This is a genomic window from Desulfovibrio sp. 1188_IL3213 (assembly GCF_036763145.1).
Lineage (GTDB): Bacteria > Desulfobacterota > Desulfovibrionia > Desulfovibrionales > Desulfovibrionaceae > Desulfovibrio.
Genome location: NZ_JBAIYR010000735.1, coordinates 1 through 255, shown reverse-complemented (window position 1 = coordinate 255; position 255 = coordinate 1). Strand labels below are relative to the sequence as shown.

1 pseudogene is annotated in these 255 nt (G+C 48.6%); it reads left to right on the top strand.

What is annotated here, in order from left to right:
* Nucleotides 1-255 (top strand): annotated as a pseudogene (locus V6C16_RS14780) (IS3 family transposase); the annotation flags it as partial.

Genomic DNA, 255 nt, shown 5'->3' with positions numbered 1-255 from the left:
GCTTCTTCTTGGACTGGCGCAAGTGCAGCGCAACTGGGGATTTGGTCTCTGTTTTCTCTATTTGCGTAACGTAAAAGGGTATGCCTGGAACCATAAGCGCGTGTATCGAATTTACCGAGAGTTGGAGTTGAACTTGCGCATCAAGCCTCGAAAACGTCTCAAGCGTGATAAACCTGAGGAATTAAGCGTACCGGAGTCTGCTAATCAGGTATGGTCAATGGATTTTATGCATGACCAACTCCGGGACGGGCGAAC